Origin of the sequence: Halorientalis sp. LT38, assembly GCF_037031225.1 — an archaeon.
GTDB classification, from domain to species: Archaea; Halobacteriota; Halobacteria; order Halobacteriales; family Haloarculaceae; genus Halorientalis; species Halorientalis halophila.
Genome location: NZ_JAYEZN010000001.1, coordinates 107,373 through 131,989 on the forward strand (window position 1 = coordinate 107,373; position 24,617 = coordinate 131,989).

Consider the following 24,617-nt stretch of genomic DNA (forward strand, 5'->3'; position numbering starts at 1 on the left):
GAGACCGCCGAGACCGCCAGACACAAGCCCGAGCCCCCTCGATAGGGCGTATGCTCGACGGCGTCGTCAGCCGACTGCGCGAGGAGGCCCGCGAGACCGGCGAGCGCCGGTTGCTCGTCCTCGCCGGGGAACCCGATCGGACCCGCTCGCTCGCCGCCGACGCGCTCGACGCGGCCGCCGTGGACCCGGCCGACGCGACGCTGATCGCCCCGGAGCCGGTTCTCGACTGCGACCACCTGCCGCCCGAGCGCTCGGCGGAGTTGCTCGGGCGCACTCGCGACGCCGTCGTCCTGGACCTGCACGCGGCCTGCGGACCGAACGTCATCGGCCGCGCCGTCGGCGCCGTCGACGGCGGCGGACTTTTGATACTCTCGACGCCATCCCTCGACGACTGGCCCGACCGGCGCGACGAATTCGACGCGGGGCTGGCGGCCCCACCCGCCGAGGTGTCAGCGGTCACCGGCCACTTCAGACGGCGACTCGTCGAGACGCTCCGGGTCCACCCCGGCATCGCCATCGTCGACGCCGACGAGGAGCGGGTCGAACGCGACGGGCTGACCCACCCCGCTCCCCGACTCCCTCGCGAGCCGGTTCCGGAAGCCGGGACGCGCCGGTTTCCCGACGCCGTCTACGCCGCCTGCCTGACCGCAGATCAGGCGAACGCCGTCGAGGCGCTGGAGGCCCTCGACGCCGAAGGAAGCGCCGTCGTCGTGGAGGCAGACCGCGGTCGCGGGAAGTCGAGCGCCGCTGGACTGGCAGCCGGTGCCCTGGCGCTCGCCGGGCGGGACGTCCTGGTGACAGCACCGGCCTACAGGAACGCGGCGGAAGTCCTCGCCCGCGCACGCGAACGACTCGCTGACGCGGACGCCCTCGTCGACGTCGACGACCCGGAGACGCCCCACGAGTTGCGTGCTCCGGAAGGCCGGGTCCGGTTCCGACGAGCGGTCGAGGCGGTCGACCTGCCCGGCGACCCCGACGCGGTGATCGTCGACGAGGCGGCCGCACTCCCGGTTCACCTCCTCGCCGACTTCCTCGACGCCCCCGCGGTCGCGTTCGCGACGACGGTCCACGGCTACGAGGGCGCCGGCCGGGGGTTCTCGGTCCGGTTTCGCGATCGGCTGGCCGAGAGCGACTTCGAGGTGACGGAGACGCGCCTGGCCGAACCGATCCGCTACGCCGCCGGCGATCCGGTCGAGGTGTGGGCGTTCCGGGCGCTCCTGCTCGACGCCGGGCCGCCGGTGGACACGCTCGTGACCGACGCGACGCCGGAGACCGTCGAGTACGAGCGACTCGCCCCGGCCGACCTGCTGGCCGACGAACACCTGCTGCGCGAGGCGTTCGGGCTGCTCGTGCTCGCGCACTACCGGACGGAACCCGACGACCTGGCGCGGGTCCTCGACGCGCCCAACGTCACCGTCCGGGCGCTGCTGCACGACGGCCACGTCGTTTCCGTGGCCCTGCTGGCTCGCGAGGGCAGCCTCGACGCAGAAACCCGGGCCGAGATGTACGACGGCGGGCGTATCCGCGGGAACATGCTGCCGGACGTGCTCACCACCCAGCTACGGGACGAGTCGGCGGGCATTCCTGTGGGCCAGCGCGTCCTCCGGATCGCGACCCACCACGCGGCCCGATCCCGCGGCCTAGGCTCGCGGTTGCTCGCCGAGATCCGCGCCGAGTTCGAGGACTCCGTCGACTGGCTCGGCGTGGGCTACGGCGCGACCCCCGACCTGCTCGACTTCTGGGCCGAGAACGGGTACCGGCCTGTGCACCTCTCGACGACTCGTAACGACGAGAGCGGGGAGTACTCCGCGCTGATGCTCGATCCCGCGAGTGAGGCCGGACGAGACCTATTCGAACGCCACGCCGACCAGTTCCTGTCACGGATCGGTGGCGTGCTCGCCGACCCGCTCGCGGACCTCGACCCGGACGTGGCGCGGGCCACTCTCGACGCGCTCGACCGGACGGTCGACCCGGAACTCGACGACTGGGAGTGGCGCCACGTCGCGAGCGCGGCCTTCGGTCCCGGCCTGTTCGACGCCGCGCCCGAGTCCTACCGACGGCTCACCCTGACGTACTTCGCGAGCGACGTCGACCTCGGGCTCTCCGCGCGCGAGGAGCGGCTCCTCGTCGCCAAACCGCTCCAGGGACGGCCCTGGGACGCCGTCGCAAATCGACTCGACTACCACTCGACGGCGGGGGCGATGCGGGCGCTGGGCGACGCGCTCGAACCGATCGTCGACGAGTTCGGCCCGGCGGCCGCGCGCACGGAGGCCGATCGGTACCGATGACCGGCGTCGTCCTCACCACCGTCCTCGGTCTCGACCTGCTCGCGTGGGTCGCGCTCGGCCTGGCGCTGGTCGGGGTCGTCGGGAGCCTCGTCCCGCTGGTCCCCGGCGCCCTGCTCTCGGTCTCGGGCGTCCTCCTCTACTGGTGGTCGACCGGCTACGCGGATCCCAGCCTGCCCGTCCTGATCGCCCTCGTGTCGCTGGGCCTGGTCGTAATCGCCGTCGACTGGTTCGCCGGCGCCATCTCGGCGAAGGTCAGTGGGGCCGGCACGGGCACGACCGTCCTGGCGGGCGTCGCGGGGTTCGCCCTCTTCTTCGTCGCCGGCCCCGTCGGCATCTTCGCCGGCGTCGCAGGGGTGGTCTTCCTCGCCGAGTTACGGCGGACCGGCGACGCGGGTTCGAGCGCCCGCACTGCCGCGTACACGACCGTCGGGATGTTCGCGAGCACCGTCGCACAGTTCCTGCTGACGGGCCTGCTCTTCCTGGGGTTCCTGCTCGCCGTCGTGCTCTGAGTCGCCAGCGGACTCACTGCCGTCGGGTCCCCAGCGCAACGGCTGTAAGGTAGCCCCTCGAAGCGGTCGTATGGCGGCGTGTACGGAACCGGATTGTGAGGAGTCAGCGAGCGTGCGGCTGCACATCCCGTGGGACGAGAATCGGGTCGTCTGTGCCGGGCACGCTCGGGTCTGGGCGCAAAAAGACGGGGTCGTCGCCGATCCGCTAGAGGACTTCGACAGCTAGAGGTCGATCTCCATCATCACTTCGTCGATGTAGTCGCCGCCGAGCTTGTAGTGGTCTTCCCGACGCGCGGCCTCCTCCCAGCCGTGTTCCTTCAGGAACGCGATGGCGCCCTCGTTGGTCGAGGGGATGCTGTTGTAGATGCGCTCGTACCCCTGCTGGGCGGCCCACTCCAGACCGCGCTGGAGGAGGTGGCTGCCGATGCCGTTCCCGCGGTACTCGTCGAGGACGCCGACCGTCAGCTCGGCGGTGTGGGACAGCTTCTCCATCTCCGGGTGTTCGAGGTGGACCCAGCCGACGACGTCGCCCTCGACACAGGCGACGAAGAACATCCGCGATTCGAGTTCGTTGTGCCGCAGGAGGACCTCCTCGTGGTCGATCATGTCGGCCACGCTCTCGGCGACGACGTAGGTCCCCGCGTCGATGGCCGACCGCATCACGCCGACGATGCCCGTCATGTCCGCCTGCCGGGCCTGTCTGATCGTGTACTCGACATCCTCGACCGCGTACTCCTCCTCGGCGGCCTCGTCGTATGCGATCTGGAGGTGGCCGTCTTCGGCCTCCTCGAGGACCCCGTCGCGTTTCAGGATCGCGACGTGGTGCCCGAACTCCCGTGGATCCATCTTCAGCGCGTCTCGTGCCTCCTCCTGTGCGACGTCCCCGTGACTCTCCACGTACTCGTATACGTCCTTGCGCCCGCGGTGATCGAACTCCAGTTGCTCCGTAAGCTCCATGTGGGCTGTTACCAGCCCGCAGTACTTAACTGTTGATGCGGCTACGAGTCTCCGCGGTTACGAGTTTTCCGGCGGCCAACACGAGGAGCGAACCGCCCCGATATCGCCCGATTCGAGCGTTCAGGCGGTGGGTTCGGGGGGCGTGTACCACCAGGCCCACGCGATCAGGACTACCTGCAGCGGGAGTCGCCCCCAGCGACCCAGCGTCGACGGATCGGCGATCGGCCCGGGCGCGCCCTGGATCACCACGCCCGACATCGCCATGTAGACGTTCGCGGGGAAGACGGCGAGCAGGAGGGCCACGAGCCCCCAGGCGGCGATCCTGCGCGTTCGCGGAACCATCACGCCGATCCCGAGCGCGATTTCGGCCACGCCGGAGAGGTACACCAGGCCAGTGGGCCACGGGAGTTGCGGCGGGACGATCTGCACGTACAGCTCCGGAACGAGGAAGTGCAACACCCCGGCGATCACGTAGGCGGTCCCCATGAGGTAGACGAGCGGCGTTTTCGCCCGCCCGACCCCGATAGTCGACGTCGACACGTCAGGTCATCGCGACCGTTCGGGTTTGGGTCTTCGCATCTCGATTCGGGTCTTCACTCCCCGTCTCCGGACCCGGTCCGCTCGGGAACGCCCGTCAGCACCGCGGCCACGTCGCCGACGTTGTGGGTGTCGAGCAGCAACTCCGCGGCCTCGCGGACGGTCGTGTCGGGGGCCGTCTCGACGCCGTAGCAGGCCGCGTACAGGGAGAGGTAACCGTTGAGCGCCTCGTGGAGCAGGTCGAACTCCCGCTCGGTGAAGCGGACGTCCTCGTCGCCTGCGCGGGCGTCCACGTAGACCATGACCGCCGGGCCGACCCCCTCGCGGCAGTACTCCATCGCCGCGTCGGCGGCCGGTGGGTCGGTCGGGGGCTCGAACGCGGCCCGGTCCGCCCGATAGCGTTCGACGACCGATTCGATGCGGCGGTGATACGACGAGTGCTGGTCTGCCATCGAGCGAGATCGAACCTCAGCCCTGGTTGTACTCGACGCCCTTGCCGCCGGCGGGGTGTTCCCACTCCGTGTCGGCGACGATGGCGCAGGTGCCGCACTCGACGCAGGGCTGGGTGTCGAGGCTCACGAGGTGTTCCTCGTGGCCGTTCGTCTGCACCTTCTCGTCGCGGTAGCAGCCCCCACCGAAGTCCTTGGCGCTGACCGGGCACGCCGCGACGGCCGCCCCGCTGGCCTCGAAGGAGTTGTCGAGGAGTTCGATGTGGGGGTCGCCCACGTCGTAGGTCAGGTCGCCGATGCGGTCGGCCAGGTCCGGCGGCTCGATCTCGTTGTCGCCGTCGACCGGCGTCCCGAGCGTCTCTGCGATCACCGTCGGCGCGGTCACGTACGGCGTCTTCGTGTCGGGCATGACCGCCATCACGAACGGCGAGTTGAACGCGCGCTTGAGGACGCCCAGCCGGTCTGCCGCCCTGATTCCCAGCCGACCGACCGCCGAGTCGACGAGCCGGTCGGTCACCGACGCGACCGCGCCCCGCTCGGCGACGGCGCTCGCGGCCGTGTACTGCGTCGGCCGGAGCTTCTTCATGACGCCCTCGTCGCGGAGTTTCGTCTCGTAGCGCTGGCCGGCCTCGGTCGCTCGGCCACGGGAGTCGGCCTCGACGTACGCCTCAGCGGCGAGCGCGCCCGCCGACACCGCGTGGTTCATCCCCTTGATGATCGGCCCCTGGGCCTGCATCTGCCCCGCGGCGTCGCCGACGAGCATGAGCCGCCCCCGGTGGGGCGAGGGGTTGGCCACCTTCTTCGAGTCCGGGACGAGTTTCGCCCCGTACTCCAGTTCCTCGTAGTCGCCCTGGAGCCACTGGTCCAGCAACGGATGGGTGAGCAGCGCGTCGAGCAGTTCGTGGGGTTCGGCCGCCTCGGCGACCAGCGAATCGAGGTGGAAGACGGTCCCGATGGACAGCGAGTCCTCGTTCGTGTAGCAGAAGCCGCCGCCCCGGACGTCCTCGAAGAGGTCGCCCGAGAACAGGTGGGCCGCGCCCTCGTCTTCGTCGACGCCGAACCGCTCCGCGATGGCGTCCTCGGGCATGTCGACGACGGCCTTGACCCCCTGGAACCACTCCTCGGGGTCCTCCCAGTCCATCAGGCCGGCGTCGCGAGCCAGTTCGGAGTTGACGCCGTCGGCGGCGATGATGGTGTCGGCTTTGATCGGATCCAGTTCCTCGCAGGTGACGCCGACGATCTCGCCGGCTTCCCGGAGCAGGCCGTCGACGCGGACGTCGGTCAGCAGGCCGCCACCGGTCTCGCGGGTCATCTCGTGGACCCGGTCTTCGAGCCAGCCGTCCATCTGGCGGCGGAGGACCGCGTCGGACCACTCCGTGTCGTGTTCGTGGAGGTCCGTCAGGTCGATCGTCTCGACCTTGCGGCCAGCCACGTTGTGGAGGTAGTACTCCGTGACGGGCCGTTCGCTCGCCTCGGCCCGGAACTCGGGAAAGAGGCCGTCGATGGTGTACGGCGCGGACGATTCGGCGTAGAGCAGGCCGCCCGAGACGTTCTTCGAGCCCGCCTCCACCCCGCGTTCGAGGACCAGCGTCTCCACGTCGTTCTGTGCCAGCGTCGCCGCCGCGGCCGCGCCGCCGGGACCGGCTCCCACGACGACGGCTTCGTAGTGTTCGTAGTCGTCAGTCATCAGATGCACCTCCAGCCAGCGCCTTCAGGTCCAGTTCGCCTTTCTCCAGGGAGTCGGTCAGCTCGGGCAGGATCTCGAAGAGGTCGCCCTCGACGAAGTAGTCCGAGAAGCCGACGATGTCGGCCTCGGGGTCGGTGTTGATCGCGATGATCGTGTCCGATTCGTCCATCCCGACCTTGTGCTGGACGGCCCCGGAGATGCCCGCGGCGATGTACACGTCCGGTTCGACCTCCTGGCCGGACTCGCCGATCTGTCGCTCCTCGGCCACGTACTGCTCGACGTGGCCAGCGAACTGGTAGGAGGCCGTGATGACCCCCCGGGAGAGTCCGAGGTCCGCTTCCTCGAACTGGTCGACCAGATCCAGGCCCAGTTCGATCCCCTCGGTCGGCCGGTCGCCGATACCACGGCCCAGCGCGACGATCACGTCGTTCCCGGTGAGATCGACGCCGCCCTCGAGCTGGTCGTGGTCGGTGACCTCGACCTGGAACCAGTCCTCGTCGAGGGGCATCTCGTGTTCGATCACCTCTCCCTCCCGTTCGGGGTCGGGATCGGGCACGTCGAAACTGCCGGGAATCACCGACGCCCCCTGCGGGTGGAACTCCCGGCCGGGCTTGTCCAGACAGAGGATCGTCGAGTACTCGAACCCGGAGAAGTCCGGGCGCTTCATGTGGAGCACCCGCTGGAACTCGACCGTCTCGCCGGGTTTGCCGGTCTTCGCCGGGTTCGAGATGTTGGCGGCCTCGATGAACAGGTCCGAACAGTCAGAGGCCAGCCCCGAGTCGAATTCGGCCTGGGCCAGCGCCGAGAGGTCCCGGCCGTTGTTGGTCGCCGGGAAGACCGTGTAGCGCGGTTCGTCGTACTCGCGCCAGTCGTCCTCGGCCCTGTCCTCGCGGCCGAACGGGTGGCCGCCGTTGCGCGCCATGTCACAGAATATCTCCGTGTAGGGCGTGTGTCGGAACCTGGTCAGGCGCTCGTCTTCGTGGTAGAGCACCCGATCGGCGCCGTACGTAATGCACTCCTCGGCCAGGTCGCCGACGCCGTCGCCGATCAGGACCGCGATGACTGACTCCGATTCGTCGTACTGCTCGTTGTACCCGTCGACGAGTTCACGGGCCTTCCCGAGCATCTCCTTCGAGACGTCGATCAACTGCCCCTGCTGGGTCTCGCAGTAGACCCACATGTCCCGATAGTCGCCGCCTTCGAGCGCGCGGACGTGCTTCTTGTCCGCCGTCGGGTGGTCGAGTTCCGGGTACTTCTCCTCGGGGTCCTCGATCACCACTTCCTCGCTCTCGCCGTCGTCGCTCCCCTGCAAGTCGTCGATGCGACCCTCGATCTGGCTCTTTGCCGTCTTGCGGTCCTGGCCCGCTTCCTCGCGTTCCAGCAGGTCCTCGAGGACCTCGACGTCCTCGATGTCCCGGACCATGTTCGCCACGTCGGCGACGGTCATGTCGTCGAGGTCGGCGTCGCTCGGATCGACGTCCTCGTCGTCTCCCTCGACCTTCTCGAGGCGGTCCTCGATGAGCGTCTTCACTGGCGCGCGGTCCTCGCCGTCCTCCTCGGCCTCGAGCATCGCGCGCAGTTCGTCGGCGTCGTCGACGTCTTTGATCTTCGGTCCCAGGTCGGCGATGTCGTGTTCGGTCGGATCGATCTCCATGGTCAGTCGGCCTCCGCGTAGGGCTGCAGTTCCTCGAACAGCGATTCCATCCCCTCCTCGTCACCGGGTTCGATCACCGTGGCCTCCCGCTCGGAGGGCGCCTTCGGGATCGGGTCGACCCCGGAGACGATGGTGGGCGAGCCGTCCAGGCCGATGAAGTCCGGGTCGAGGTTCAGCGCCTCCTGGTTCCAGACCGTGACGTCCTCGTCCAGATCCAGCGCCTCGGCGCGCTGCTCGGTCTCCGCGCGGAGGTCCTTGTGCCGGAGCCGGTGATCGGCCTTCCGGTAGGTCGGCTCGAACTCCGGGTCCGCGACGACGAAGCAGGGCAGGGGCGCCTCGACCGTCTCGATCTCCTCGACGTCGCCCTCGACGAGCCGTTTGGCCCGCAGGGTTCCCTCCTCCTCGTCGATGTCGAGCGCGACGACGTGAGTGACGATGGGCCAGTCCTGACACCAGCAGGTCTGGGGTCCGGTGTGGCCCGTCTCCCCGTCCGCGGTCTTGAACCCCGCGAACACGACGTCTGGTTCCTCGTCGAGGTGGTCGATCCCCGTCGAGAGGGTGATCGAGGTGGCCCAGGTGTCGGCCGCCCCCATCTCGCGGTCCGAGAGGAGGTAGAGGTCGTCGGCGTAGACGTCACGCATGCCCTCTTCGAGGACCTCCTTGTAGCCCGGCGGGCCCATGCTCATCAGCGAGACGGTGCCGCCGTGACGGACCTTCGTCTGGAGGGCCGCCTCCAGCGCGTGCTTGTCGTTGGGGTTCATCACCGTCGGTGTCTTCCCGCGCTCGAGGTGTCCGTCCTCGTCGAACGACACCTGTCCTTCCCGGAAGTCCGGGACGCCTTTCGTGAGTACTAGTGTGTGCATAGATATCGCGCCTGTTGGGTGAACATCTCTACCACTGTCTTCCTGCTATTTTGGTATTGTGCTTTTTCCGGCCCATTGAGAACCGTAGAAGGGTGTATCAGTCGCTCTCCGGGGGGAAAACGAGGCGGCAGGGTGTCCGTTCAGATGCGACCGGCGCGACCGGGATCGACGTCGATGGCGTCGACGGGACAGACGTCGACACAGAGCATGCAGTCGATGCACTGTTCTTCCTTCGCGGGGTCGGCCTTGATCTCACTCTCGGGGTGGTCCGGCGTGTCGACCCACTCGAACACGTCGACCGGGCAGTCCTCGAGACAGGCGCCGTCCGCGATGCAGATGTCGAAGTCCACGGCGACGTGTGTCCCGTGAATGCCCAGCGTCTCCGGCTCTTCGACGGGTCCCCACACCTGGTGGCCCTCGTGTTCCTCCGCTACCTCCCTGTTCTGTTCGAACTCCGGATCGATGGCCATTGGTATCTAATGGCTAGCTTCGCGGGCAAGTACTTAAAGGTTAGACCGAACGCCACGTGGCGGGTCCAGCGATCAGCGCAGACCCGCGATCTGCTGGCGCTTGTACGCGTAGTACCCGAGGACGAGCACCTGAATCGGAAGCAGGGCGGTGCCGATCAGCGTGGCGAACCACATCCCGAGGAGGTAGTTTGCGGGGTTGAGTTTGCCGGATTGCTCTCTGGCCGCCTTCTCGTGGAGGAATCGCGCGTCCATGTAGATCGTCGCAGCGACCGGCCCCGAGAGCACGATCGCCGCGGGGAAGCCGACTGCCATCCCGATCCCGACACCGTCCACGAGACCGACGAGCGAGAGGACGGCGCTGATCCCACCGAGGATCACCGTCGCGTACCACCAGACGGATTCGTGCGTTTTCCGCGGCAGATACTTGTAGCGACGCCAGAGGTAGTTGTACCCGACCAGCGGGATCAAGAGCCCGCCGATGGCGTACAGCACGGGTGAGGGAACCCACTCGATCCCCGTCTCCCCGAGGCTACTCGCGTCCATGTACAGGCTCACCGCCAGGACGACCCCCAACGCCACCCCGAGGACGGGCAGTCCGACGAGGAGCACGCCCATGATGCCGGCCATGCCACCGAGGACGCTATTTCCGTCCCCAGCGATGGCCACCCCGTAGACGATTCCGGCGAGCGCCATGAGACTGAACCCGACCGGCCAGCCGACGAGTGCCACGTCCAGCCACCGATCCCACTTCGTTCCGACGTCTCGCGTCGACATGTGTCTAGTTGAAAGATTGACCTGTGTTACGTTATAAATATACGGATCGAAACGAATGGTGAGCGAGATCGGGACCGGCTTCCGAGGGCGATCCGGCGGACTCGCTCGCCGCTCAGGGATGGGCGTAGTACGCGACGCTGTCCTCTGCTGAGACGCTATCGATCCGTGCGAATCCGATCCGCACGAACTGGACCGTCTCGCCGGCGTCGTAGTCCACGATACCGGGTTCGGCCCGGCCGGACACGTCGCCGTCCATCGTCCGGAGGGTAAGGGGGACGCTCTCGTCGGCCGGCACCCAGTGGATCACGGGCACGTCGCCCTCGCGGACCACGTCGATGTCCTCGTCGGTGTGGTGGAGGGTTCCGTCGTCGAGACGAACCGGGCCGAAGCCCTTCAGCCAGACGCGCTCGCCCTCGGCCGGAACGTCTTCCGGTTCCAGCAGGACGGCCTCGCCCACCGGAATGTCGCGCTCGCCCCGGTCGTCGTGTTCGGGGTGGACCGGCGGGTGCGCGGCGTCGGGGCCGCCCTCGACCGGGAAGCGCTCGCCGTCGCGTACGAGGAAGGCCCGGTCGGTCTCGTCGTCGATCAGTTCGCGGTTTTTCGCGTAGACCGAAGACATCGCCAGGTCGACGTTGGAGGTCGAGGTGCCGAGTTCGATCATCGCGTCGACGATGGCCTGCCCGCGGATGCCCCGCCGCCGGAGACTGGCGAGCGTCGGCGCGCGCGGGTCGTCCCAGCCGTCGAGTTCGCCCGCCTCGATCTGCTCCTTGATCGTCGACGTGCTCATCGACACGTCGTAGGCGTCGACCTGGACGTGGCCCCAGTGGATCACTTCGGGATAGTCCCAGTCGAAGTAGTCGTAGACGAACCGCTGGCGCTTGGCCGAGTCCTGCAGGTCGATCCCGCGGATTATGTGGGAAATTCCGGTGAGGTGGTCGTCGATCCCGCTCTGGAAGTCCAGCATCGGCCAGCAGCGGTACTCGCTGGCCTCCTCACGTGGATGCGGCGTGTCGATCATCCGGAAGGCCACCCAGTCCCTGAGCGCGGGATTCTTGTGTTCGATGTCGGTCTTCACCCGCAGGACCTTCTCGCCCGCCGCGTACTCGCCGTCGATCATGGCCTCGAACTCCTCGAGCGAGGCCTCGGGGCCTTTCTCGCGGTGGGGACAGGCCTCGCCGGAGTTCTTCATGTCGGAGAACTCGCCCTGTGGACAGGAGCAGGTGTAGGCCCCACCCAGGTCGATCAGTTCGCGGGCGTGGTCGTAGTAGGTCTCGAGGCGGTCGCTGGCGAGGATGACGTCGTCGGGTTCGAAGCCGAGGTAGTCGATGGCGTCGAGGATCTCGTCGTAGGCGTCGAGGTCCGGGCGCTTGGTCTCGGGGTCGGTGTCGTCGAACCGGACGAGGAAGGATCCGTCGTACCGATCCTTGTAGGTGCCTATGACCGACGGCATCCGGGCGTGACCGAGGTGCCACGGGCCGTTCGGGTTCGGGGCGGCGCGCAGTCGGATCTCGTCGTAGTCGTCGGCGTTCGGTAGATCCGGGAGGTCGTGTTCGTCTTCCTCGTCATCGGCGTCGAGTTCCGCCACGAGGTCGGGATCGAGTTCTTCGAGGCGGTCCCGGCGCTCGTCGGTCGACATCCCTCCGATCTTGCCGACCACGGGGCCGATCAACTCGGGGATCTCGTCGCCGTGTTCGCGGAACTCGGGGTTTTCCCCCATGAGCGGCCCCATGATCGCACCGACCTGCGGATCGCTGTCGTGTTTGAGCGCGTTGAAGAGGGCGTTTTTCTCGGCCTCCTCTTTCACTCGCTCGCGTACCTCGTCGTCCATTTGCTCCAGATTCGGGCGGCGCCCCTCAAAACTCCGCCGTTCCGAACCGACTCCGCCCGGCCTCAGAGCTCGATCCGCTCGCCGTCCGCCGGGATCGTGACGTCGTCGACCGCCGCCGCCAGATCCTCGCGGGTCGCCAGACAGTGGTTGATCGCGTCCATGTGGTCGGCGATCACCGGCACGTCGTCGTCGACGTGCGCCCGAACCTCGCCGACCTCCTCGGGTGTCATCGTGATCGGCTCCCCCTCGACGAACTGGGCCGCCCCGGCGTTCACGACCACCGCGTCCGGGTCGTGCGCGTCGATCGTCTCCGGGACCGCATCGTACCAGACCGTGTCGCCCGCCAGGTAGAGGGTCTCCTCCCCTGCGAGCACGAACCCCGACACCGGAGCCATCTGCTCGGCCAGGTCGCCGTGGCCGTGTCGGGCCGGCGTCCGGACGAGTTCGATACCTTCGAAGGAGATCGAATCCTCGACCGGTCGGACGTCCTCGAACCCGTCGTTCTCGAACGCGTCGGCCTCGACCGGCTGGCAGAGGATCGGGACGTCGGCGGGCAACTGTTCGGCCGCGGCGTCGTCGAAGTGGTCCCGATGCCGATGGGTGACGAGGACGGCGTCGTAATCGAGGTCGACCTCGGGGAGCGCCACGAGGGGGTTCTCGCGATCGTTGGGCGAGTTCGGGATCGGCGGGATCTCGCCGGGGCTGCTCAACATCGGATCGACGAGGAGCGTCGTCCCGTCCAGTTCGACGAGCAGCGTCGCGTGTCGCAGGAGTCGGATCGAAGCCATACGTCTCCGCAGTGGCGAAGCGGTATAATTCCGCCGACGGTTTCACAGGTAATCCCGCAGGACGGCGCCGAACCCGGCCGCGCCGACGCAGAACGACAGCAGCCAGCCGATGCCGGAGAGCGCCAACGCCCCGTTGAGCGCGCCCGCTACCAGCAGCGGCCGGAGCCACCCGTCCTCCGAATCGACGAGTCGCTCGGCGATGGCCAGGAAGGCGATGGCCGAGCCGACCGCCCAGATGGCCATGGTCGCCAGCAGGAACGGGATCGCGACGAAGATGCCGATGATCGTGATCACCAGGACGATGGTCACCAGGACGACGAAGACCAGGCAGGTGAACCCGTAGAGAAAGGAGCCGAGCGGTTCGGCGCGGATACGCTCCATCTTCGACTCCGTGAACGCCGGGGCCAGCGCCACCATGATCGCGCCCACGGCGACCGTCAGCAGGAAGCTCCCGACAGCGCTCGAGAGGAGTCCGACCGCCGGATCGAGGTCGACGTCCACCGAGACCGCGTTCGTCAGGTCTCCCAGTTGCAAGAGCAGCCACGACGCCGTCGCGACGAGATTCATCGTACGTCTATCGTGTCGCGCCCGAAAGAAAAGCTGTCGCCGGGGCGTCGGCGCTCAGTACTCCCGCTGGATCAGGTAATCGGCGATCCCGCCCAGCAGGTCGCGGCTGGGGTTGTCGGGCAGCACTTCGAGGTTGGCCTTCCCGCTGTCGATGAGGCCGTGTGCGGTCTCGCGGGCGTACTCGATGCTGCCCGCGGCCCGCAACTGTTCGACGGCGGCCTCGATCTCCCGCTCGTCGACGGTCTCGACGCTGTTTGCGTCCACGAGGCCGTCCACGTCGACGCCGTTCTCGCGGGCGTGCAGCGTGACGAGGGTCTTCTTGTTCTCGACTAGGTCGCTCCCGCGCTGCTTGCCGAGTTTCTCGCTCGGCGTCGTCAGGTCCAGCAGGTCGTCCTGGATCTGGAACGCGCGGCCGATGTCCAGCCCGTAGCCGTAGAGGGCGTCGACGGCGTCGTCGTCACCCAAAAGCATCGCCGGGACGCTGGCGGCCGCGGCGTACAGCACCGCGGTCTTGAGTTCGACCATGTCAAGGTACTCGTCGGGTTCGACGGCGTTCCTGGACTCGAAGTCGATGTCGAAGGCCTGGCCCTCGCAGATCTTGGTACAGGTCGTCGCCAGTTCGGACAGCGCGCGGACGGATCGCTCGTCGGGCGCGCCCGTCTCCAGCATGACCTCGAAGGCCTTCGAGTAGAGCGTGTCGCCGGCCAGGATCGCGGTTTCGAGATCGTACTCGCGGTGGACGGCCGGCACGCCGCGACGCATGTCGTCGTCGTCCATGATGTCGTCGTGGATCAGGGTGAACGACTGGATGATCTCGATGCTGACCGCGGCCGACATCACGTCGACGGGGCCGTCGGGGGCGGGGAACGCCTGGTAGTCCTCGGCCAGGGGTTCCGCGTCGGCGATGGCTTCGGCCGCGAGCAGGAGGATCGTCGGGCGCAGGCGCTTGCCGCCCGCGTCCAGCAGGTAGCGCGAGGCCTCGTAGAGGCGCTCGGGGCGGATGATCGGCAGTTGCTCGGGGATGGCGTCGTTGACGCGCTCGCGGCGCGTCGCGATCGCCTGCTCGACCGCCGCCTGGTCCGCGCGTGGGGTCGTCATTCGTCGACGAGCGTGATCAGGTTCCCGTTACGGGTCACGTGCAGGTCGCGCCCGAGATTGTAGCCCATGTTCTCCGCCAGGTCCACGTACGGCGCGAACCCTTCGAGCGACTGGTGAGCGGGGATGACGTGCTGGGGCTGGAGCGCGTCCAGCATCTCGTAGTGGCCCTCCTGCCGGAGGTGGCCCGAGACGTGGATGTCGTCGTAGATCCGGGCGCCCTGCATCCCGAGGAGTTTCTCGGACTGGTAGCGCTGGCCCTCGTTGGTCGGCTCCGGGATGACCCGTGCCGAGAACAGGACCTTGTCGCCGTCCTCCAGTTCGTACGGCGTCTCGCCGCGGCCCATCCGGGTGAGCATCGCGCGCGGCTCGCCCTGGTGGCCCGTCACGATCGGCAGGAAGTCTTCCTTGCCCTCGTTCATGATCCGCTTGAAGGTACGATCGACGGATTTCCGGTGGCCGTACATCCCAAGGTCGTCCGGGAAGTCGACGAAGTCCAGGCGCTCCGCGGTGCCCGAGTACTTCTCCATCGAACGGCCCAGCAGGACCGGCTGGCGGCCGATGTCCTCGGCGAACTCCACGAGGGAGGAGACGCGTGCGATGTGGCTCGAGAACGTCGTGGCGACGATGCCGCCGTCGTAGTCCTCGATGCTGTACATCACGTCCTTCAGGTGTCGGCGAGCGACGGCCTCGCTCGGGGTGCGGCCCTTGCTGCCGGCGTTGGTACAGTCCTCGATGTAACAGAGGACGCCGCCGTCCTCGCGAGCGATCTCACGGAAGCGCTTCATGTCGATGGGGTCGCCGATGACCGGCGAGTGGTCCATGCGCTTGTCGAGTCCGTAGACGATCGAGCCCTCCGGCGTGTGGAGGACGGGGTTGATCGCGTCGATGATCGAGTGGGTGACGTTGACGAACTCGAGTTCGTTTCGCTCGCCGATCTGCATCGTCTCGCCGGCCTCCATCTTCTGGAGGTCGTTCTCGACGCCGAACTTCTGCTCGCCCTCGATCTGCTGTTTGACCAGTTCGATCGTGAACGGTGACGCCACGATCGGTGCGTCGTAGCGGTGGGCCAGTTTCGAGATGGCGCCGATGTGGTCGAGGTGACCGTGGGTCGGCACGATGGCCTTCACGTCGCCCTCGAGGTCGGACATGACCCGGTCGTCCGGGATGGCGCCCATGTCGATCAGATCGAGACTGTGCATCCGCTCGGTCTCGACGTTGTCGTGGATCAGGACCTTCGAGAGGTTCAGACCCATGTCGAAGACGACGACGTCGTCGCCCGCCCGGACCGCAGTCATCTGCCGGCCGACTTCCTGGTAGCCGCCGATTGTCGCAATTTCGATTTCCATGGTTGTGTCTCCGAGACGTGCCGCCGCGAACACGGACGACTGCGCCGACCGGCAAACCACGGCCGTTCGAAAGGGTCCGAAAGCTAGCGACTTCCCGTACCGTCGGCGATCCGTCCGGCGGCGGGCCACGTTCGTGGCCCCCGCCGCGCGCCGACGGTCGGGAGAGAGTCCCGTTCCGGACACACCGAACCGCTCGATGTGTTGCCGGCCGCCGCGTCCGTAACAGGGCGGCCGTGCGCTCGGTTACTCGGCCTTTTGACGCCTGCTTTTAAAACTGTTGGGTTTGGCCCACAGAAATTGTCGGAACTCCCGGCGCGCTCACTCCAGGGGCGACTGGTGGAGGAGGTGCCCGCCGTCGACCGCGTAGTAACTGCCGGTGACGTAGTTCGCCGCGGGACTCGCCAGAAAGAGGACCAGCGGCACGCAGTCGGCGGGCTGGCCGAACCGGTCGGCCGCCAGATCGTCGAGCAGTTGCTCGGGCAGCGATCCCCCGACCGCGCCGGCGATGCCTTCGGTCTCGATGATCCCCGGGGCGACGGTGTTCGCGCGGACGCCGAACTTCGCCCACTCGCTGGCCAGTGACTGCATCAGGTTGTGGACGCCGGCCTTCCCGGCCCCGGAGTGTGCGTGGTACGGCGCGCCGAAGACGGAGTTGGTCGCGCCCATCGAGACGATCGACCCCCCGCCGTTCTCGATCATGTGCTCGCCGACCGAGAAGGAGCAGTAGGCCGTGCCGTCGAGGATGGTTCCCACGACGGACCGCCACCCGTTGGCCGAGAGTTCCTCGGTCGGCGTGACGAAGTTCGCGCCCGCGTTGTTGACAAGGATCGTGATCTCGCCCAGTTCGTCGAGCACCGTCTCGGTCATCGCGTCGACGCGCTCCTCCTCGCGGACGTCGACCGTCGTCGCACAGGCCTGCTGGCCCCTCGCTTCGATTTCCGCCGCGACCGGTTCCAGGTGCTCCATGTCCCGGCTGGCGACCGCCACGTCCGCGCCGTGGTCGGCCATCGCCAGCGCTATCTCCTCGCCGATGCCCGTCCCCCCGCCGGTGATCAGCGCCGTCTCGCCCGCCAGCAGGTCGTCGGCGAACACGTCGGTACTGGGCGGCGTCGGATCGAACCCTGTCATCTCCTCTCCATCCCCGCAGACACACGGTAAATGCATTTCTAATTCCTTGTGATACGTTTCCACGCGACAGGCCGCGTGAACGCCGCACCAGTTCTTGACACTCGGAAACAGTTAACACACTTACTGCCGTCGCGTGCCTATGATCGATTTCTCCCTGACCGAGGAGCAACGGGCCGTCCGACAGACCGCCCGCGAGTTCGCCGAGAACGAGATCGAACCCGTGGCCCGCGAGCACGAGGAGAGCGGCGAGTGGCCCGAGGCCGTCTGGGAGACGGCCGTCGACGCCGGCCTGATCGGCGTCTCGATCCCCGAGGAGTACGGCGGCGCCGGGATGGGGCAGGTCGAGGCCTCGATCTTCGCCGAGGAGATCGCCCGCGCCGACGCCGGGATGCTCGCCGCCATCGGCACGGAGTTCGGCACGCGCATGATCGCCGAGTACGGTACCGAGGCACAGAAAGAGTGGATCCTCGAAGGCGTCTGCTCGGGCGAACTGATCGGCGCGCTCGGAAACACCGAACCTGACCACGGGAGCGACGCGGCGAGCATCGAGACTACCGCAGAGAAGGAGGGCGACGAGTACGTGATCGACGGCGTCAAGACCTTCATCACCCACGGCGGCATCGCCGACTACGTCCTTACGATGTGCCGGACCGGCGTGGAGGGTCACGCTGGCATCTCGGCCATCATCGTCGAGACCGACCGCGACGGGTTCGAGGTGGAGTCGGAGATCCACAAGATGGGCTGGAACGCCTCGAACACGGTCCAGCTCCGGTACGACGGCGTCCGAGTCCCCGAGGAGAACCTCGTCGGCTACGAGGACGCGGGCTTCTACCAGCTCATGGAGTTCTTCGAGGAGGAGCGGGTCGGCATCGCCGCCCAGGCGCTCGGGATCGCCCAGCGCTGTCTCGACGAGGCCGTCGAGTACGTCGGGGAAAGACGCCAGTTCGACCGGAAGATCCAGCAGTTCCAGGCCGTCCAGCACAAAGTAGCGGACATGGCGATCCAGGTCGAGAACGCCCGGCGGTTGACCTACGACGCCGCCGCGCGCATCGACCGCGGCGAGAAACCCACGAAACTCGCCAGCATGGCCAAGCTCTACGCCTCCGAGGTCGCAGAGGCGGTGGCCAGCGACGCGATGCAACTCCACGGCGGCAACGGCTACACCCGCGACTACCCGGTCGAGCGCCAGTATCGCCACGCCAAACTCTACCAGATCGGCGAGGGGACCAGCGAGATCCAGCGCAACATCATCGCGAAAGAGCTACTGGATCTGTGACTCCCCGCAAGACAAGGATGGGTCGGAGAAAGAATATTTCAGATACATTTATATAGCAAGGTAGACAATAATAGGTATCGGTCTTTCGTCATGCTCGGGCGTCCGGCACGAGATTGACTGATCGTAGGTATTCGATGATATACGCACATAGCGGACAGCAGGTGTACAGCGACGAGACGACGCCGCACCCGAATCGTCCCGGGGCAACGCTCGGACGGATCGGGGGATGGGTAACCGATGAGTGACCGAGACTCACCGGACGGTCGGGACTCCCCGGGGGACCGGATCACGCGCCGTCGCGCGCTCCAGACGGTCGGGGCGGGCGGTGCGCTGGCGCTGGCCGGCTGTATCCACGACGATCCGCCGTGCCGGGATCGTCACGTGGACCTCAGCACGGGGACGACCGACTTCACGAAGGACGCGTTCGGCGTGACGGACACCGACTGGCGGGTGACGGCGTCACCCGACAACACGACAGGCCAGGCGATCAGCGTCCAGCCGGTCAATCAGTGGGTCACGCTCACCAGTGCGAACTGGATCGACCCCTATGGGACCGGCGGCTGGCCGACCACTGTCGATCCCAACGGGGATTACGTCTACGAGATCGACTTCGAGGTGCCGGACACCTGGGAAGAGGGACAGTGTGAGCTTCGCATTCACAATTGGTCCGTCGACGACCAGGCGACGATCGAACTCGACGGCCCGTCCGGAACGACGCAACTCGATCAGGGCGCCGGCCACACGACGCTGAAGGGCCCGGTGATCGAGCCGGTGACCGCCGGACAGTACACGCTCCGTGCGAACGTTCGGAACAACGCGACCGTCAGCGGATTGCTCGTCCACGCGGACCTGTTCTGTGACTGCGACGAGCCCGTGGACGACGGCGAGTGCGACCTCTCGATCAGGAAGGAACACGTAGGCGACGCCGCCACGGCCGGACAGCCGACCGAGTTCCAGATCACCGTCTGTAACGAGGGCGACGGCGACTGCGAGGAGGCCGTCACCGTCGAGGACGCGCTCCCGAGCGGCACGACGTACGTCGACGTGTCCGGCACCGACTGGACCGCCTCGGAGTCCGGCGGCACCGTCACCGCCGAACACCCGAACGCGAACGGGCTGGCACCCGGTGCCTGCCTCTCGACGCTCACCGTCGAGGTCGAGGTCGGATCGATGGACGAGACCGGTGACGTCATCGAGAACTGCGCGACCGTCCGGCAGGGCGACGCCGACGCGGCCTACAAGCAGGACTGCGTCAGGGTTCCCGTCAGGCCCCCGCTCGGTGAGCCGTGTGACCTGTCGATCGAAAAATCCCACGACGGCGCCGCCGTCGCACCCGGCGACACCACGGCGTTCCAGATCGACGTCTGCAACGAGGGCGACGAGCTCTGCCGCGGCATCGTGACCGTCGTCGACGACCTCCCGAACGGCGTGACGTTCGTCGGCGCGTCCGGAACCGACTGGAGCGTCACCGAGACCGGCGGCGTCGTGACGGCCGAGCATCCGAACACCAGCGGCCTCGCCGCCGGCGACTGCCTGCCGTCGATCACGGTCGAAGTCGAGGTCGGGTCGATGGACGAGGTCGGTGACGCGATCCGCAACTGCGCCCATCTCAAATACGGCGACAGTAACACAGCCAACGACCGGGACTGCGTGCAGATCCCGATCGATCCGGACGGCGACGGGAAGTGTGACCTCTCGATCCGCAAGCGTCACGACGGCGCCGCGGTCGCACACGGTGACACGACCGAATTTCTGATCGACGTGTGCAACGACGGCGACGGCCCCTGCGTCAACCCGGTGCGGGTCGTCGACGACCTGCCCAACGGGGTCAGCTACGTCGGTGCCTCCGGCACCGGCTGGTCGGTCACCGAGAACAACGGCGTCGTGGAAGCCGAGCACGCGAACGCGGGCGGACTGGCGGCAGGCGACTGTCTGCCGACCATCACCATCGAGGTCGAGGTCGGCTCGATCGACGAAGTCGGCGACGCCGTCCGCAACTGTGCCTGGCTCGAGGGCGAGGACGCGGACCCCGACCTCGACCGGGACTGCGTGCAGGTTCCGATCGATCCGGACGGGAGCGGGAACTGCCTCCTCTCGATCCGCAAGCGCCACGACGGCTCGGAGGTCGCACCGGGGGACACGACCCAGTTCCAGATCACCGTCTGCAACGACGGCGACGGTCGCTGTACCGAGCCCGTGCGCGTCGTCGACGAACTGCCCGGCGGGACCAGTTACGTCGGTGCGTCCGGCAACGGCTGGACGTTCGACAGCCCGTCCAGCGGGCTCGTCGAACTCGAACATCAAAACGCCGCCGGGCTCGCGCCCGGCGACTGTCTGCCGACCGTCACCCTCGAGGTCGCGGTCGGGTCTATGGACGAGACGGGCGACGCCATCCGCAACTGCGCCAGACTCGAAGGCGAGAACGTGGATCCGGACCTCGATCGGGATTGCGTCCAGGTGCCGGTCACCCAGACGAACGTCGGCTGTGACGAACTGGAGGTCGAGAAGGTCGCGCCGAACCAGTTCACCTACGGGAACCAGGGAACCTACGAGATCAGGGTCTGCAACCCGAGCAACCAGCAGTGTGAGAGTCGGATCAGAGTGACCGACGACCTCCCGGACGGCATGACGTTCGTCTCGGGGAGCGGGAGCGGCTGGAGCGTCTCCGTCACCAACGGGGTCGTCACAGCGACGCACCCGAACAGTGGCGGGATCGCACCCGGGAACTGTCTCCCGGTGCTCACGCTGACCGTCGACGTCGCGCCGGCCAATCAGTTCCCCGGCGGCTCCGACGGCGTGCAGAACTGCGCACAGCTCACCGTCGACGGGGCCGTGATCCACGAGGACTGCCTCTACCACGTGATCACGAACCAGTAATCCCGCACGAGGTCGCTCCCGCCAGCGCCTCGTCCGACGCTGATCGACTTTCGACGCTCGTTTTCGTTGTCGCCGACACCGCCCGCGCTACTCGGTGTCCGTTCCAACCCAGAATAGCCACAGCCACCGCAGGTCCGAACTGCCCGGCTCAGTCGTCTTTCAGGTCGCTCTCGTCGAGCGGTTCCCAGTCGCCGGGTTCGTCCGTCGTGTCCTCGACGTCCCCGTCCTCGATCGCGTCGTCGATGACCGTCGGCTCGTCGTCCGCGTCGGCGGGCTCGAAGGCGTCCTCGCCGGACTGTTCCTCGAAAGCGTCCTCGATCACGTCGTGGGCGTCCGCGCCCCCCGTCTCGAAGGCATCCCCGGACTCGCCGAAGGGATCGTCCGAGTCGTCGATCCGTTCCTCGTCGGGCTCGGCGGGCGGTTCCCAGTCGGTGTCGGCCTCCGTCGCCTCGCTGACGGCCCGGTCGATGTCCTCGGAAGTCGGAGGCTCGCGCCCGCCGTCGTCGGGGTCCTCGGCCGTCGCCGCACCGGCGGACTCGGCGTGCTCGTCCCGTGCCGGCTCGGGATCGGAGCCTCCCGAGTCGTCCACCAGGTCGATCGAGGCCGGATCCACCTTCTCGGCCGACTGCTCCGGTGCGGGGTCCTGTTCCGGTTCGTCCACCGCAGTTGCTTCCCCTTCGTCGGTGGCTGGTTCGGTCTCGACTCCGTCGTCGGTCGACGCCGTGTCGGCGGCCGACCCCGTGTCCGCGGTCGTCGCCGGCTCGTCGCTCGTTGAGGAACCCCCCTCGGCGGCGGTCTCTTCGTCCGTCGAGTCAGCAGGCGCCGCGGGACCCTCGTCGACCGTCGACTCCGTCACCTCCTCGACCTCGGTCGCCGCGCCGGCCGTTGCGAACGATCCCTCGGAGTTCTCGACGCCTGCGGTGACACTGTCGGCGATCAGTTTGTGGACGAGGCCGACCGACCCGGCGTAGAGGACCACGAGCCCGGCCAGCGAGAAGAACCCGCCCGCGGCCAGGAAGAGTGGCTGCCCGAGGGCGAGCGACGTCGCCGACAGCGCGACCTCGCCACCGGTCGCCAGCAACCCGCCGAGGGCGACGAGGGCGCCGCTGACTACCAGCAGCGCGAAGACCAGGCCCACGAGCCGGAACCCGTACGCGAGCCCGTCGACGATTCTGACAGTTGTCATGTCGCTCCAGTTGGTACCAATCTCCAATAAGAGTACGCAACGTTTCGACCCCCGTACGGGCGCGCCGTCCGGCCATCGGTCGGATTCGCCCGTCGATTCGACCGCGTCTCATCGGAGAAACACGTCTCCCGTAACCGGCTAGCTGTCGGGCGGTTCGTCCGCCCCCGCGATGAGGGTCCCGGGGTCGGTGCCAGCCAGGAAGTCCGCGAGATCGTCGAGCGCGAAGACCGAGGCGGGCGTGTCCAGGTCGAGCAGCGTCCGGACCTTCGCCGCCATCCCGCCGGTCACGTCGGCCGCGTCGCTGCCGCCGAGTACGTCCGCGACGTCCTCGAACGCGTCGATCCGGTCGATCACGTCGTCGTTCGCGTCGAGGACGCCCGGAACCGCCGAACAGAGGCCCACCCGGTCGGCGTCCAGCCCCATCGCGAGCGCGACCACCAGTTCGTCGCCGCTGACGATGGTCGCCCCCGATCCCGCGTGAGCGATCACGTCACCGTGGAGCACCGGGACGAAGCCCTCGCCGAGCATCGTCCCGGCCTGTTCGGTCTCCAGTCCGAGTCCCCCGGCCTCGTCACGGCTCCCGGCCGACAGCGGATGGACCGGGACCGCGGGGACGCCGGCGTCGGCCAGCGCGTCGACGATCGCGTCGTTCAATCGGTTCATCGCGCCGTGGATCTCCCGGACGGCGTTCGCGTCCCCGGTCCCCTCGGTCCGGGTGACGCCGTGGCGAGTCGCGTGGTGGTGGCCGAAGCTTCCCCCGCCGTGGACCACGACCACGTCCTCGTCGGTGCCCGCGACGGCGGCCGCTGCACGTTCGATCGCTCCTTCGTCCAGCGTCTCGGGGTCGTCCTTGACGGTGACGACGCTGCCGCCGAGTTTGACGACGACCGTCACGCTCCCTCCTCGACGCGGACGCCGTCGGTGTCCAGTTCCGCCCGGAACGTCTCCTCACAGCCCGGCGTGTACGACAGCGCCGTGCGGGCCTCCTCGCTCTCGTCCAGGGCGACGATACACCCGCCGCCGCCGGCGCCGGTGAGTTTCGCCCCGAGCGCGTCGGACTCCCTGGCCGCCCACACCATCTCGTCCAGCGAACGCGACGAGACGCCGAGGGCCTCCAGGAGGCCGTGATTGAAGTCCATCAGCTGACCGAGCTCTTCGAGATCGCCGGCCTGCAGGGCCCGTTCGCCCTGGCGCACGACGTCACCGATCGCCGACACCGTGTCCGCCGCGAAGTCGTACTCGTCCTTCAGCGCGCGGACGCCGGCCACCAGTTCGCCCGTGTCGCCCGCCCCGCCGTCGTAGCCGATGACGAACGGAAGATTCGGCACGTCACGGATGGCGTGGCAGTCGTCGCCCTCGATCCGGACGGCGCCGCCCACCGCCGAGCAGAACGTGTCCGCCCGCGAGGCCTGCCCGTCCTGCACGTCGTGTTCGACCCTGTAGGCGCGCTCGGCGATCTCGCGCGCCGAGAGTTCGACGCCGAGTTCGCGCGTCCCCGCGTCGATCCCCGCGACCACGACCGCGGCCGACGAGCCCAGCCCCGCCCCCAGCGGAATCTCACTCTCGATCGTGATGTCGAAGCCCGCGTCCGGCCGATCGGCCGCGTCGCGCGCCTGCGCCGCGGCGGCGTCGACGTACCCGATCGCCGCATCGACGAGCGATTCCGGGACGTCGATATCGGGCCGGTCGCTGGACTCGCCGCTGTACTCGACGGTGAACCCGTCCAGGCTCAGGTCCGTCGCCTGAACGCGGAGGGCGTCGTCGTCGCGTTCCTCGACCGTGACCCTGGCCCGGCGTTCGATCGCGCAGGGCACCGCCGGCTCCCCGTACACCACCGCGTGTTCCCCGAAGAGGTAGACCTTCCCCGGTGCGCTGGAAACGACCATATCCGCCCATTCCACTCTCGGGTAATGGAACTACCGGGTTCAGAGCACGTCCTCGGCGTAGAGGTACTCGCCCAGGTACCCCCCGAGCGCCGACATACCGACGACCACGGCCGAGAAAAACGCGAAGGCAAAGAGACCGAAGAACAGGCCGATCAGGCCCATGCCACCCATCGATCCCGGTCCCATGCCGCCGGCCAGCGAGAAGATCCCGAGGAACCCGCCGACGATGAAGAGCAGGGGAAGCAAGGGAACGAGCGCGACCACTCCGGCGAGCGCGCCGACGCGCACGCCGTCTCGCTGGTTCAGGTAGCCGGCGACCGCGCCGCCCAGCAGCGGTGAGAAGCCGGTGAACGAGAGGACTATCGTGACGACGCCACCGATGATGGCGTTCATCGTCTGATCGCTGGCCATACCTGGTGCTCGAATGGCTGCCTCAAAGCTCTTGATGA

General features: G+C 67.8%; 23 protein-coding genes. 5 read left to right on the forward strand and 18 right to left on the reverse strand.

The window, feature by feature from the left end:
* Window positions 1-50 precede the first annotated feature (50 nt).
* The 3 genes from tmcA to U5918_RS00630 all read left to right on the forward strand — a co-directional run bounded on the left by tmcA (window position 51) and on the right by U5918_RS00630 (window position 3,023).
* Window positions 51-2,288, forward strand: coding sequence for a tRNA(Met) cytidine acetyltransferase TmcA (tmcA, locus tag U5918_RS00620; protein WP_335998695.1), 2,238 nt, complete (start codon window positions 51-53; stop codon window positions 2,286-2,288).
* Window positions 2,285-2,797 (forward strand): DUF456 domain-containing protein, encoded by a 513-nt coding sequence (locus U5918_RS00625; RefSeq protein ID WP_335998697.1) that lies wholly within the window; start codon window positions 2,285-2,287, stop codon window positions 2,795-2,797. Before tmcA ends, U5918_RS00625 begins: the two co-directional genes overlap by 4 nt.
* A gap of 70 nt (window positions 2,798-2,867) precedes the next feature.
* Window positions 2,868-3,023 carry a DUF8014 family protein gene (locus U5918_RS00630; protein ID WP_335998698.1) on the forward strand — a complete coding sequence of 52 codons (156 nt, stop codon included), beginning with the start codon at window positions 2,868-2,870 and terminating at the stop codon, window positions 3,021-3,023.
* Here the strand turns inward: U5918_RS00630 and U5918_RS00635 are convergent.
* The 14 genes from U5918_RS00635 to U5918_RS00700 form a co-directional block, all read right to left on the reverse strand.
* A complete protein-coding gene (locus tag U5918_RS00635) occupies window positions 3,020-3,754 on the reverse strand; it encodes a GNAT family N-acetyltransferase (protein ID WP_335998699.1) in 735 nt (244 codons plus the stop codon). The genes U5918_RS00630 and U5918_RS00635 overlap by 4 nt on opposite strands.
* 120 nt (window positions 3,755-3,874) lie before the next feature.
* Entirely contained in the window at window positions 3,875-4,294 is a 420-nt protein-coding gene (locus U5918_RS00640) for a DoxX family protein (protein ID WP_335998701.1), read from the reverse strand.
* A 53-nt stretch (window positions 4,295-4,347) separates the two neighbouring features.
* A complete protein-coding gene (locus tag U5918_RS00645; protein WP_335998703.1) occupies window positions 4,348-4,743 on the reverse strand; it encodes a DUF8055 family protein in 396 nt (131 codons plus the stop codon).
* Window positions 4,744-4,759: 16 nt separating this feature from the next.
* Window positions 4,760-6,427 carry an FAD-dependent monooxygenase gene (locus U5918_RS00650; RefSeq protein WP_335998705.1) on the reverse strand — a complete coding sequence of 556 codons (1,668 nt, stop codon included), beginning with the start codon at window positions 6,425-6,427 and terminating at the stop codon, window positions 4,760-4,762.
* A complete protein-coding gene (locus tag U5918_RS00655; protein ID WP_335998706.1) occupies window positions 6,420-8,081 on the reverse strand; it encodes an electron transfer flavoprotein subunit alpha/FixB family protein in 1,662 nt (553 codons plus the stop codon). The genes U5918_RS00650 and U5918_RS00655 overlap by 8 nt, the downstream gene beginning before the upstream one ends.
* 2 nt (window positions 8,082-8,083) lie before the next feature.
* On the reverse strand, window positions 8,084-8,944 hold the full coding sequence (locus U5918_RS00660) for an electron transfer flavoprotein subunit beta/FixA family protein (RefSeq protein ID WP_335998707.1): 861 nt from the start codon (window positions 8,942-8,944) through the stop codon (window positions 8,084-8,086).
* Between the two features lie 140 nt (window positions 8,945-9,084).
* The gene (locus tag U5918_RS00665; RefSeq protein ID WP_335998709.1) at window positions 9,085-9,414 is read right to left on the reverse strand and encodes a 4Fe-4S dicluster domain-containing protein; all 330 of its coding nucleotides are present in this window, start codon (window positions 9,412-9,414) and stop codon (window positions 9,085-9,087) included.
* A 72-nt stretch (window positions 9,415-9,486) separates the two neighbouring features.
* Window positions 9,487-10,188, reverse strand: a complete 702-nt coding sequence (locus U5918_RS00670; RefSeq protein WP_335998711.1) for a hypothetical protein — start codon at window positions 10,186-10,188, stop codon at window positions 9,487-9,489.
* A gap of 112 nt (window positions 10,189-10,300) precedes the next feature.
* On the reverse strand, window positions 10,301-12,016 hold the full coding sequence (locus tag U5918_RS00675) for a glutamate--tRNA ligase (RefSeq protein ID WP_335998712.1): 1,716 nt from the start codon (window positions 12,014-12,016) through the stop codon (window positions 10,301-10,303).
* Window positions 12,017-12,078: 62 nt separating this feature from the next.
* Window positions 12,079-12,804 carry an MBL fold metallo-hydrolase gene (locus U5918_RS00680; protein ID WP_335998713.1) on the reverse strand — a complete coding sequence of 242 codons (726 nt, stop codon included), beginning with the start codon at window positions 12,802-12,804 and terminating at the stop codon, window positions 12,079-12,081.
* 42 nt (window positions 12,805-12,846) lie between these two features.
* Window positions 12,847-13,371, reverse strand: coding sequence for a DUF8173 domain-containing protein (locus U5918_RS00685; RefSeq protein ID WP_335998714.1), 525 nt, complete (start codon window positions 13,369-13,371; stop codon window positions 12,847-12,849).
* Window positions 13,372-13,425: 54 nt separating this feature from the next.
* Complete coding sequence (gene idsA3, locus U5918_RS00690; RefSeq protein WP_335998716.1) at window positions 13,426-14,469, reverse strand: geranylfarnesyl diphosphate synthase; 1,044 nt, start codon at window positions 14,467-14,469, stop codon at window positions 13,426-13,428.
* A complete protein-coding gene (locus U5918_RS00695) occupies window positions 14,466-15,815 on the reverse strand; it encodes a ribonuclease J (RefSeq protein WP_335998717.1) in 1,350 nt (449 codons plus the stop codon). The genes idsA3 and U5918_RS00695 overlap by 4 nt, the downstream gene beginning before the upstream one ends.
* Window positions 15,816-16,133: 318 nt before the next feature.
* Window positions 16,134-16,943, reverse strand: coding sequence for an SDR family oxidoreductase (locus U5918_RS00700; RefSeq protein WP_335998719.1), 810 nt, complete (start codon window positions 16,941-16,943; stop codon window positions 16,134-16,136).
* Window positions 16,944-17,085: 142 nt separating this feature from the next.
* Here U5918_RS00700 and U5918_RS00705 point away from each other — a divergent pair, with 142 nt between their 5' ends.
* The gene (locus tag U5918_RS00705; RefSeq protein ID WP_336003266.1) at window positions 17,086-18,219 is read left to right on the forward strand and encodes an acyl-CoA dehydrogenase family protein; all 1,134 of its coding nucleotides are present in this window, start codon (window positions 17,086-17,088) and stop codon (window positions 18,217-18,219) included.
* Between the two features lie 237 nt (window positions 18,220-18,456).
* On the forward strand, window positions 18,457-21,096 hold the full coding sequence (locus U5918_RS00710; RefSeq protein WP_335998720.1) for a hypothetical protein: 2,640 nt from the start codon (window positions 18,457-18,459) through the stop codon (window positions 21,094-21,096).
* Between the two features lie 148 nt (window positions 21,097-21,244).
* Here the strand turns inward: U5918_RS00710 and U5918_RS00715 are convergent, their stop codons facing one another.
* The 4 genes from U5918_RS00715 to U5918_RS00730 form a co-directional block, all read right to left on the reverse strand.
* Window positions 21,245-22,282: a hypothetical protein gene (locus U5918_RS00715; protein ID WP_335998721.1), complete on the reverse strand. Its 1,038-nt coding sequence runs from the start codon at window positions 22,280-22,282 to the stop codon at window positions 21,245-21,247.
* A 138-nt stretch (window positions 22,283-22,420) separates the two neighbouring features.
* Complete coding sequence (locus U5918_RS00720; protein ID WP_335998722.1) at window positions 22,421-23,176, reverse strand: isopentenyl phosphate kinase; 756 nt, start codon at window positions 23,174-23,176, stop codon at window positions 22,421-22,423.
* Window positions 23,173-24,168, reverse strand: a complete 996-nt coding sequence (mvk, locus tag U5918_RS00725) for a mevalonate kinase (RefSeq protein ID WP_335998724.1) — start codon at window positions 24,166-24,168, stop codon at window positions 23,173-23,175. Before mvk ends, U5918_RS00720 begins: the two co-directional genes overlap by 4 nt.
* Window positions 24,169-24,207: 39 nt before the next feature.
* Window positions 24,208-24,579 carry a DUF5518 domain-containing protein gene (locus U5918_RS00730; protein ID WP_335998726.1) on the reverse strand — a complete coding sequence of 124 codons (372 nt, stop codon included), beginning with the start codon at window positions 24,577-24,579 and terminating at the stop codon, window positions 24,208-24,210.
* Between the last annotated feature and the right edge of the window lie 38 nt (window positions 24,580-24,617).

Bases quoted from the DNA above. Each gene is read 5' to 3' on its own strand.
- tmcA (WP_335998695.1), top strand. From the start codon at position 51: ATGCTCGACGGCGTCGTCAGCCGACTGCGCGAGGAGGCCCGCGAGACC.
- U5918_RS00625 (WP_335998697.1), top strand. From the start codon at position 2,285: ATGACCGGCGTCGTCCTCACCACCGTCCTCGGTCTCGACCTGCTCGCG.
- U5918_RS00630 (WP_335998698.1), top strand. From the start codon at position 2,868: ATGGCGGCGTGTACGGAACCGGATTGTGAGGAGTCAGCGAGCGTGCGG.
- U5918_RS00635 (WP_335998699.1), bottom strand. From the start codon at position 3,754: ATGGAGCTTACGGAGCAACTGGAGTTCGATCACCGCGGGCGCAAGGAC.
- U5918_RS00645 (WP_335998703.1), bottom strand. From the start codon at position 4,743: ATGGCAGACCAGCACTCGTCGTATCACCGCCGCATCGAATCGGTCGTC.
- U5918_RS00650 (WP_335998705.1), bottom strand. From the start codon at position 6,427: ATGACTGACGACTACGAACACTACGAAGCCGTCGTCGTGGGAGCCGGT.
- U5918_RS00655 (WP_335998706.1), bottom strand. From the start codon at position 8,081: ATGGAGATCGATCCGACCGAACACGACATCGCCGACCTGGGACCGAAG.
- U5918_RS00660 (WP_335998707.1), bottom strand. From the start codon at position 8,944: ATGCACACACTAGTACTCACGAAAGGCGTCCCGGACTTCCGGGAAGGA.
- U5918_RS00665 (WP_335998709.1), bottom strand. From the start codon at position 9,414: ATGGCCATCGATCCGGAGTTCGAACAGAACAGGGAGGTAGCGGAGGAA.
- U5918_RS00670 (WP_335998711.1), bottom strand. From the start codon at position 10,188: ATGTCGACGCGAGACGTCGGAACGAAGTGGGATCGGTGGCTGGACGTG.
- U5918_RS00675 (WP_335998712.1), bottom strand. From the start codon at position 12,016: ATGGACGACGAGGTACGCGAGCGAGTGAAAGAGGAGGCCGAGAAAAAC.
- U5918_RS00680 (WP_335998713.1), bottom strand. From the start codon at position 12,804: ATGGCTTCGATCCGACTCCTGCGACACGCGACGCTGCTCGTCGAACTG.
- U5918_RS00685 (WP_335998714.1), bottom strand. From the start codon at position 13,371: ATGAATCTCGTCGCGACGGCGTCGTGGCTGCTCTTGCAACTGGGAGAC.
- idsA3 (WP_335998716.1), bottom strand. From the start codon at position 14,469: ATGACGACCCCACGCGCGGACCAGGCGGCGGTCGAGCAGGCGATCGCG.
- U5918_RS00695 (WP_335998717.1), bottom strand. From the start codon at position 15,815: ATGGAAATCGAAATTGCGACAATCGGCGGCTACCAGGAAGTCGGCCGG.
- U5918_RS00700 (WP_335998719.1), bottom strand. From the start codon at position 16,943: ATGACAGGGTTCGATCCGACGCCGCCCAGTACCGACGTGTTCGCCGAC.
- U5918_RS00710 (WP_335998720.1), top strand. From the start codon at position 18,457: ATGAGTGACCGAGACTCACCGGACGGTCGGGACTCCCCGGGGGACCGG.
- U5918_RS00715 (WP_335998721.1), bottom strand. From the start codon at position 22,282: ATGACAACTGTCAGAATCGTCGACGGGCTCGCGTACGGGTTCCGGCTC.
- mvk (WP_335998724.1), bottom strand. From the start codon at position 24,168: ATGGTCGTTTCCAGCGCACCGGGGAAGGTCTACCTCTTCGGGGAACAC.
- U5918_RS00730 (WP_335998726.1), bottom strand. From the start codon at position 24,579: ATGGCCAGCGATCAGACGATGAACGCCATCATCGGTGGCGTCGTCACG.